A 9,185-nucleotide genomic window follows, 5' to 3' on the forward strand; every position below is an offset into this window, starting at 1 on the left:
AGCACAGCGACGTAACCGAAGAGGGCACCGGTGACGATACCCAGGAGCAGGGCCTTCTCCCGGCGGATCTGCTTCTGTGCCACCCGCTCCAGCGTGATGAGCACCACCGCACCGACCGCCAGGGCGGGCAGCCACCGTTCGAGCGGGGGCTGCGGATCGCCGGGCAGGGGGCGGCCCAGCATGACTAGGACGGTGACGCCGACGGTGAGCACACCCGCCCAGAAGAGCTCGTGCCCGGAGATGCGGCGGCCGTCGTATTTCGCGGCCAGCGGCAGGGTGAACATGAGGGAGAGCACGAGGATCGGCTGGACCACCAGCAGCGTGCCGAACGCCAGCGCCACCACCTGCAGCCCGTACCCCAGCAGGGCGGTGCCGGTGCCCGCCCACCACAGCGGGCGGCTGATGGCGTTCCAGAAGGGCGAACCCTTGAGGGAGCCGTCGGCGGGGGCCTCTTCCGCGATGCGGTGGCGCACCACGGTTCCCCACGCGATGGTGAGGGCGGAGGCCAGTGCGAACAGCACGGCCAGCAGATTGCTGTGCACCTCATCCACCATAGTGAACGGAGGTCTTTCCGCAGGGTCAGGGCCCGTGCACTCAACTACTCGGACGACCCGGGGTACGGGTACGATGAAGCAGAACTTTGGCACCCGAGACGAAAGGCGGCCTACACGGTGGCTCTGATCGTTCAGAAATATGGAGGCTCCTCTCTGGAGACCGCGGAGCGGATCCGCGCTGTAGCCGAACGGATCGTCGCCACGAAAAAAGCCGGCAACGACGTCGTCGTCGTGTGTTCCGCCATGGGCGACACCACGGATGAGCTCCTGGACCTCGCCGCCCAGGTGAACCCGGTCCCGCCGGCCCGTGAGATGGACATGCTGCTCACCGCGGGTGAGCGCATCTCGAACGCGCTGGTCGCGATGGCCATCTCATCGCTCGGCGCACAGGCCCAGTCCTTCACCGGTTCCCAGGCCGGCGTGCTCACCACCGAGCGGCACGGCAACGCCCGTATCGTCGGCGTCACGCCGGGACGTGTGCGTGAGGCTCTCGACGAAGGCAAGATCTGCATCGTCGCCGGCTTCCAGGGCGTGAACAAGGAGACCCGCGACGTCACCACCCTGGGGCGTGGCGGTTCCGACACCACGGCGGTGGCCCTGGCGGCAGCGCTCAACGCCGACGTGTGCGAGATCTACTCCGACGTCGACGGCATCTACACCGCCGATCCGCGCATCGTGCCCAACGCCCAGAAGCTGGACAAGCTCTCCTTCGAGGAGATGCTGGAGCTGGCGGCCGTCGGCTCGAAGATCCTGGTTCTGCGTGCCGTCGAGTACGCACGCGCTTTCAATGTTCCCCTGCGAGTTCGCTCGTCTTACAGTAATGATCCCGGCACCCTGGTGTCCGGGTCGATGGAGGATATCCCCGTGGAAGAAGCAACCCTCACCGGTGTCGCCACCGACAGCTCCGAAGCCAAGGTCACCATCCTGGGCATCCCTGACAAGCCGGGCGAGGCCGCCGTGGTGTTCCGTGCCATCGCCGACGCGGAGATCAACATCGACATGGTCCTGCAGAACGTCTCCTCCCTGGAGGACGGCACGACCGACATCACCTTCACCTGCCCGCGCGCCGACGGCCCCCGTGCCATCGAGCTGCTCAAGAAGATGCAGGCGAAGAGCGGCTGGTCCAACGTGCTTTACGACGACCAGGTGGGCAAGGTCTCCCTCGTCGGTGCCGGCATGAAGTCCCACCCGGGCGTCACCGCCGACTTCACGGAGGCTCTCCGTGACGCCGGCGTGAACATCGAGCTGATCTCCACCTCGGAGATCCGCATCTCGGTGCTCACCCGTGAGGCGGACCTGGACGCCGCCGTCCGTGCCCTGCACGAGAGGTTCGAACTCGGCGGCGACGCCGAGGCCACCGTCTACGCCGGTACCGGCCGCTAGACATCCCTTCCACAGAGGAGCTTTCACTCTCATGACCACCATTGCTGTCGTCGGTGCCACCGGCCAGGTCGGCCGCGTGATGCGCTCGATCCTGGAGGAGCGCAACTTCCCGGCCGACAAGGTCCGTTTCTTCGCGTCCCCGCGCTCCGCGGGCACCGTCATCGAGTTCCGCGGTGAGGACATCACCGTCGAGGACCTCACCCAGATCACCCCGGAGTCCGTCAAGGACGTCGACATCGCCCTCTTCTCCGCCGGTGGTTCCACCTCCCGCGAGTGGGCCCCGGTCTTCGCCGAGGCCGGCGCGACCGTCATCGACAACTCCTCCGCATGGCGCAAGGACGACGAGGTCCCGCTCGTCGTCGCCGAGGTCAACGGTGATGAGGCGAAGAGCCCGGCCAAGGGCATCGTCGCCAACCCGAACTGCACCACCATGGCCGCCATGCCGGTGCTCAAGCCGCTGCACGACGCCGCCGGCCTGCTCCGCCTGCACGTCTCCTCCTACCAGGCTGTCTCCGGCTCCGGCCTCGCCGGTGTGGAGACCCTGGCGAAGCAGACCGCCGCCATCGGCGAGGACAACGTCAACCTGGTCCACGGCGCCTCCGGTGAGGCCCCGGCCGACCTGGGCCCCTACGTCGCCCCGATCGCCTACAACGCCCTGCCGCTGGCCGGCGCGCTGGTCGATGACGGCTCCCTGGAGACGGATGAGGAGCAGAAGCTGCGCAACGAGTCCCGCAAGATCCTGGACATCCCGGGTCTGCGCGTCGCCGGCACCTGCGTCCGTGTGCCGGTGTTCACCGGTCACACCCTGACCATCCACGCCGAGTTCGAGCGTCCGATCACCGTCGACGAGGCCAAGGCTCTGCTGGCCGACGCCCCGGGTGTCGAGCTTGTCGACGTCCCCACCCCGCTGGAGGCCGCCGGCAAGGACACCTCCCTGGTCGGGCGTATCCGTCAGGACCAGTCCATCGACGACAACAAGGGCCTGGTCCTGGTTGTCTCCGGTGACAACCTGCGCAAGGGCGCGGCGCTGAACACGGTGCAGATCGCGGAGCTGCTGGTGTAGTCCACCGCCTCCACTGATATCGGGCCCCTCACCATGTTGTGGTGAGGGGCCCGTTCTTGTCGGTGGTCTGGTAGGGGAGGCCTTCATTCTGTCCAGACAATTCTTGTGGTGTCCTGGGGCGTCGGCATGCGGCGTCGGGCGGGTATCGGGGTTCCCGTTCCTCGTTTGGCGGTTCACTGCCGGACAATGGAGGATTTTCTCAGGAACAGGGATCCCTGCTGATCTCGTATTTCGCCCCGGAACTCCGCTGGACGCTCAGCTTGTCCCCAGAATTGGGGTCTTTCCGCAGCGAATTGTGAGGAAATGTTGCGGGAGCCGTGAAATGTAGGTTCAATTGACCTGTGTCATAACTCAGTAGATATGAATGCTGAGCCTCCTTGATGGCCTGGGTGACCACCGGTTCGCCGGCAACGCCCACGTCACACGACAACTGATTGAGGACGGACTATGAGTCTCAAGAAGAAGGTCACTGCAGTCGTCTCTGCAGTGGCCATGGCGTTCGGAGGTGTCGCGGTCGCGACCAGCCCCGTCGCCGCTCAGTAGCCCGAGCAGGGCAATCTCACCGACGCCTGCAAGATCGACTTCAACGCCGTGGGTGAGCTGGACACCAGCAAGGCGACCGATGTGGGTTCGCTCGAGGGTTTCCTGGTCAACACCAGCCCGAACGAATACGGTGACGCCGGCGCGGCCGCCCAGCACTGGAAGTACAAGACCGGGGACTGGCAGAACTTCAACTGGCGTATCCCGTTCGGCACCGCCGAGCCGCTCCAGAACGCCCAGCTGACGGTGACCCTCCCCGAGGGCTTTGAAGTTGCGCAGCGTGATGAAAACAACCTGATCTACGACAGCGATGTGCTCGTCTACTTCTCCGTGGAGAAGAACCCCGACTACGGTGTGGCGAACGCCCGCGCCAACGGTGGTTACATCACCGACAGCTCCACCAACACAGGTTCTCCGGAGTCCGAGCAGCACCGCAAGAAGTGGAACAACGTCATCGTGTCCACGAACTCCGCGGGCCAGACCACCGTCACCGGTGACATCGGGCGTTTCGATGCCGGCGAGCATTCTGTCCTGCAGATTGAGGTCACCCCGAAGGCGGACTTCGTTCTCGGACCGGTGAGCACCCTCAAGGTGAACATCACCGCTGACCGTGCCTGCGCCATCGACGGCCGCGCCTTCAACGACACCGATGCTGACGGTGTCTGGGATGCGGGCGAGCTGCCGCGTCCGGGTGTGCCGGTCTACCTCATCAACGCTGCGGGCGAGATCGTCCAGCAGACGGTGACCAACCACACCGGCCAGTACCGTTTCGGCGAAGTCGACATGGACACCTACACCGTCCACTTCGAGCGTCCGGAGGCTCTGCCGGGATACATCTTCACCCAGGGCCCGGACTCCCACGTCAACGCTGAGGGTGTCACTGATCCGATGACCTTCGACAATGACACCCCGCAGTTCGGTACCGACCGCGAGTTCCGCGGCGTGAACGCAGGTATCGCCCGCGTGGAGGGCCAGCCCTCCTACGACGATTCCTACACCAGCCCCGGTACCCCGGTGGAGGTCAACCAGACCGGTGACCCGTTCGTCCCGGCTGGTTCCGAGTACTCCATCGATGAGGGAACTGTTCCGGCCGGCTGGACCGTCGAGATTGACAAGAACACCGGTCGCCTGACCGTCACCCCGCCGGCTGATGCACAGCCGCGTGAGAACCACGAGATCGGCGTCGTCATCACGCTGCCCAACGGTGACGTCTACGCTGAGACGACCGCCCGCGTCGAGGTCGCCGCCCGGATCGTGCGCTTCTACATCAACGACGACGGTGACCTGATCGTCGTCTGGAACTACAACGGTTCCGACGGCCAGCCGTACGAGGAGAACCTCGGCAACGTCAAGGGTGAGCCGGGTGCTCCGGGCCAGGACGGCATCAGCATCGTCAAGACCGAGATCATCAACGGTGAACTGTGGATCACCTACAGCGATGGCCGCGAGGAGAACGTCGGCAAGGTCATCGGTGAGGACGGCAAGGACGGTATCGACGGCTCCTCCGCAATCGTGGCAGGTTCCTCCGCTCTCCTGACCGGCTCCTCTGCACTGCTGGGCTCCTCCGTGGATGACGAGGGTGATGAATCCTCCTCGTTCCCGGGTTCCTCCGCTGACGGCACCGGTCAGGGTGGCTCCTCCGACGCACGTTGCGTCCAGGCCGCCGCCACCGTCGGCATCCCCCTGCTGGCTCTCCTGCCGATCGGTCTGGCCACCCAGGTGAATATCCCGGGTCTGTCCCCGCTGGTCGCCAACGCTCAGGCACAGCTGCAGTCCTTCAACACGGACATTCAGCAGCAGTCCGGCATCCACGACCCGAACACCGCCAACTTCATGGCTCAGGTCAACGCTGAGCTGCAGAAGCACGGAGCCACCGTGGGGCAGGCAGTGGGTGCCGCTGCACTGCTCACCATCGGCGGCCTCGTGGGCAAGTACCTCTACGACAGCTGCGTGCCGCGCGGCTAGTTTCCGCCTCGGCTGATCACAATCGTCCGTCCCTCCCACTGGAGGGGCGGACGATTTTTCTTCTGGTGAGGACCGTGTGTTGTGGACCGCGTTCGTTTCTGAACGCCCCGGCCTCTACGCGCTCGACGTCCCCACTCCGCTGGAGGTCGTCGGCAAGGACACCTCCCTGGTCAGCCGTATCCGTCAGGATCAGTCCATCGACGACAACAAGGGCCTGGCCCTGGTTGTCTCCGGTGACAACCCGCGCGAGGATGCGGCGTGAACATCGGTCAGGTCGCTGGCGCAGCTGTGTTGCTGACCGTCGGTGGTCTGGCGCTCAAGCACGTCGTGGAAAACTGCCTCCCGGCTTAAGTCCCTGACGTCTCTGCCGGCTGCCGGCAGTGAGGCGCAACGCCCGAGCTCCCTTCGGGGAGGGCGGGCGTTGCCGCGTTTCGGGGGGTCAGCTGGACTCGATGAGGTCCTTGCGGGCCCGGGCGACGCGGGAGCGGATGGTGCCGATGCGGACGCCGGCGATCTTCGCGGCCTCCTCGTAGGTGTAGCCCAGGACCTGGGTGAGGATGAGGGCTTCGCGGCGTTCCTCGGGGAGGGCGTCGATAAGCGCGCGTACGTCGATCCACTCGGACCAGGACGCGGCGTTGGCGCCCTCCACGGGGGTGGTGGCGGCGGCGTCCTCGTATTCGGTGATCGATTTGCGGGGGCGTGCCATGTCGTGGCGGATGTTGTCCACCCACACGCGCCGCGCGAGGGACAGCAGCCAGGTGCGTGCCGAGGAGCGGGCGGCGAAGCGGGGGAGTGCGCTCATGACGCGGAGGTAGGTCTCCTGCGTGAGGTCGTCGGCGATGTCGCGGCCGCCCAGGTGGGCGAGGAGGCGCCAGACGTCGTCCTGGGTGGCGCGGATGAACTCCGTGAGAGCCTCGCGGTCACCGCGTCCGGCGCGTAGTGCCAGGTCGGTGACGCGAGCGTCTTCGTGGGCGGAGTGCTTGGTCACGGATACAGACGTTACCAGGGCAAACGGCAGGATTAGTTTTCGATAGGTACGGTGGTGGTTGCACGGGTCACAATATGGGCCTAGGCTATTAACCAAGCCCCGCCAATAGGTGGAATAAATTATCAATCCAGAAAGAGGAGCCATGAGCGACCAGAACTCCAAGGCCAACGAGATCGTCGAGCGCGGCCTGCGCCCCAAGGTCACCGGCACCACCACCCGCCACAACGGCGCGCCGGTTCCGTCCGAGAACATCTCCGTCACCGCGGGCCCGCAGGGTCCCAACATTCTCAATGACATCCACCTCATCGAGAAGCTCGCGCACTTCAACCGCGAGAACGTCCCGGAGCGTATCCCCCACGCCAAGGGTCACGGCGCCTTCGGAGAGCTCCACGTCACCGCCGACGTGTCCCAGTACACCAAGGCGAAGCTCTTCCAGCCCGGCACGGTCACCCCGATGGGCATCCGCTTCTCGACGGTCGCCGGTGAGAAGGGCTCCCCCGACACCTGGCGCGACGTGCACGGCTTCGCCATGCGCTTCTACACCGAGGACGGCAACTACGACATCGTCGGCAACAACACCCCGGTGTTCTTCCTCCGCGACGGCGTGAAGTTCCCGGACTTCATCCACTCCCAGAAGCGCCTCGGCCGCAACGGCCTGCGTGACGCCGACATGCAGTGGGACTTCTGGACCCGCACCCCGGAGTCCGCGCACCAGGTCACCTACCTCATGGGCGACCGCGGCACCCCGAAGACCACCCGCCACATGAACGGCTACGGCTCCCACACCTTCCAGTGGGTCAACGAGGCAGGCGAGGCCTTCTGGGTGAAGTACCACTTCCTCTCCCGTCAGGGCGTGGAGAACTTCACCGCCGCCGAGGCCGAGGAGATGGCCGGCAAGAACGCCGACCACCACCGCCAGGACCTCTACGAGGCCATCGAGCGCGGCGACTATCCCGTCTGGGACGTCAAGGTGCAGATCATGCCGTTCGAGGACGCCGAGAAGTACCGCTGGAACCCCTTCGACCTGACCAAGACCTGGTCCAAGAAGGACTACCCGCGCATCGACGTCGGCCACTTCGTGCTCAACCGCAACCCGCGCAACCACTTCGCGCAGATCGAGCAGATCGCACTCGACCCGGGCAACATCGTCCCGGGCATCGGCCTGTCCCCGGACCGCATGCTCCAGGCCCGCGTCTTCGCGTACGCCGACCAGCAGCGCTACCGCATCGGACCCAACTACCGTGACCTGCCGGTGAACCGTCCGCTCAACGACGTCAACACCTACAGCAACCGCGGCCCGATGGCGTACTTCTTCGACGACGAGGACCAGCCGACCTACTCGCCGAACCGCTTCGACAAGGGTGCCGGCTACCTGGACAACGGCGAGGACTCCTCCTCCAACCACGAGTCCTACGGCCAGGCCGCCGACATCTACGTCAACCCGGACCCGCACGGCACCGACCTGGTCCGCGCCGCCTACGTCAAGCATCCGGAGGATGACGACTTCGGCCAGGCCGGCACCCTCTACCGCGAGGTGCTCGACGATGCCGCCAAGCAGCGTCTCGCCGAGAACATCGCCGGCGCCATGCAGGGTGTCTCCGCGGACACCGAGCAGCGCGTCTACCAGTACTGGACCAACGTCGACGAGAACCTGGGTGCCGTCGTCAAGGCGGAGTTCGCCAAGCTGAAGTAACACCCACCCCCACGTGGCAGCCCCGGAGCCCCAGTGACTCCGGGGCTCTCGCATTCCGCGGAAACCACGCTACAGACGTGCCACGATGAAGGTATGAAGCGACTGCGAGTCCTCCCCGCGATGATCCTGGCGCTCAGCGTTGGAAGTGCCTGCGTCCAACCCGCACCAACGCCGGGCCCGGTGGTGACGGAGACCGTCACGGCGTCGGAAAGCAGCGGGAGCACGGAGACGACACGACACGCGCCCAGCCCGACCACCGCGACGGAGATCGACACCGGCACGGAGGCCTTCGCCCGGGAACGCGCCCGGGAACTCATCGGCTACGAGATCTACTCCGCGACCGGGCTCGAGTTCGCGCTCATCGAGGAGGGTTTCAGCCGCCAGGATGCCCGCCGCGCCGTCGACTCGCTCGACGTGGACTGGAATGAGCAGGCCGTCTCCGCTGTGAATGAACTCAAGATGTTCACCATGCACTCCCGCGTCGGCATGCTGCGCGACCTCAAGAGCGGTGGCTTCACCCAGGCGGAGGCCGAGTACGCCATCGAGCACACGAACGTGGACTACTACGAGAACGCCCTCCAGATGGCCTACTTCCTCGACGGTCTCGAGGGAGGCATGCTCTTCGAGGACATCCGGCAACAGCTTATCGACGACCACGGCTTCCTCCCGGAGGAGGCGAACTGGGCGATCGACAACCTCTACCCGGATGCGATGGGTTAAGTGGCGGCCAACCTCTAGACCCTCTCGGTGCCCTGCCGGTAGGCGCGCTCCTCCTCGTGGGCGACGTCGACGACGGTGACGCCGTAGATCGAGCGGCCCATGTAATAGGAGCCGACGGAGGCCACGACCCACACACCGGCGATCGCCAACAGGGCGCGGACGAAATTGTTGAGGTCGAAGCCCGTGGAGGACCAGTCGATGATGAGCTTGGACACCATGAGCAGGGGGAACCCCACGCCGATGACCGGGCCCAGCAGGTTGACGCGGGTCAACGCGTCG

9 protein-coding genes are annotated in these 9,185 nt (G+C 65.7%); 6 read left to right on the plus strand and 3 right to left on the minus strand.

Translation table 11 applies throughout. From position 1 onward, the window contains the following. Positions 1 to 542, minus strand: a 542-nt coding sequence (locus GXZ33_RS03770; RefSeq protein WP_291339504.1) for a DMT family transporter, incomplete at its 3' end; no start/stop codon positions are given. Between the two features lie 129 nt (positions 543 to 671). Here GXZ33_RS03770 and GXZ33_RS03775 point away from each other — a divergent pair. The 4 genes from GXZ33_RS03775 (at position 672) to GXZ33_RS03790 (ending at position 5,767) form a co-directional block, all read left to right on the plus strand. Beyond that, positions 672 to 1,937 carry an aspartate kinase gene (locus GXZ33_RS03775; RefSeq protein ID WP_291339505.1) on the plus strand — a complete coding sequence of 422 codons (1,266 nt, stop codon included), beginning with the start codon at positions 672 to 674 and terminating at the stop codon, positions 1,935 to 1,937. A 31-nt stretch (positions 1,938 to 1,968) separates the two neighbouring features. Beyond that, positions 1,969 to 3,000: an aspartate-semialdehyde dehydrogenase gene (locus tag GXZ33_RS03780; protein ID WP_291339506.1), complete on the plus strand. Its 1,032-nt coding sequence runs from the start codon at positions 1,969 to 1,971 to the stop codon at positions 2,998 to 3,000. Between the two features lie 591 nt (positions 3,001 to 3,591). Then, positions 3,592 to 5,505: a YPDG domain-containing protein gene (locus GXZ33_RS03785; protein ID WP_291339507.1), complete on the plus strand. Its 1,914-nt coding sequence runs from the start codon at positions 3,592 to 3,594 to the stop codon at positions 5,503 to 5,505. A gap of 76 nt (positions 5,506 to 5,581) precedes the next feature. Then, the gene (locus tag GXZ33_RS03790) at positions 5,582 to 5,767 is read left to right on the plus strand and encodes an Asd/ArgC dimerization domain-containing protein (protein ID WP_156119392.1); all 186 of its coding nucleotides are present in this window, start codon (positions 5,582 to 5,584) and stop codon (positions 5,765 to 5,767) included. A 177-nt stretch (positions 5,768 to 5,944) separates the two neighbouring features. On the opposite strand, the gene GXZ33_RS03795 is transcribed toward GXZ33_RS03790, so the two are convergent. After that, positions 5,945 to 6,493: an RNA polymerase sigma factor gene (locus tag GXZ33_RS03795; RefSeq protein WP_291339508.1), complete on the minus strand. Its 549-nt coding sequence runs from the start codon at positions 6,491 to 6,493 to the stop codon at positions 5,945 to 5,947. A 142-nt stretch (positions 6,494 to 6,635) separates the two neighbouring features. Here GXZ33_RS03795 and GXZ33_RS03800 point away from each other — a divergent pair, with 142 nt between their 5' ends. Together GXZ33_RS03800 and GXZ33_RS03805 are read left to right on the plus strand one after the other, a co-directional pair. Then, on the plus strand, positions 6,636 to 8,186 hold the full coding sequence (locus tag GXZ33_RS03800; protein ID WP_291339509.1) for a catalase: 1,551 nt from the start codon (positions 6,636 to 6,638) through the stop codon (positions 8,184 to 8,186). 93 nt (positions 8,187 to 8,279) lie between these two features. Next, entirely contained in the window at positions 8,280 to 8,906 is a 627-nt protein-coding gene (locus GXZ33_RS03805) for an Ltp family lipoprotein (RefSeq protein WP_291339510.1), read from the plus strand. A 14-nt stretch (positions 8,907 to 8,920) separates the two neighbouring features. Here the strand turns inward: GXZ33_RS03805 and GXZ33_RS03810 are convergent. Beyond that, positions 8,921 to 9,185 (minus strand): Na+/H+ antiporter subunit G (locus GXZ33_RS03810; RefSeq protein WP_291339511.1); only part of this gene is annotated, 265 nt, incomplete at its 5' end.

This window comes from Corynebacterium sp. (assembly GCF_012838985.1).
Lineage (GTDB): Bacteria > Actinomycetota > Actinomycetes > Mycobacteriales > Mycobacteriaceae > Corynebacterium.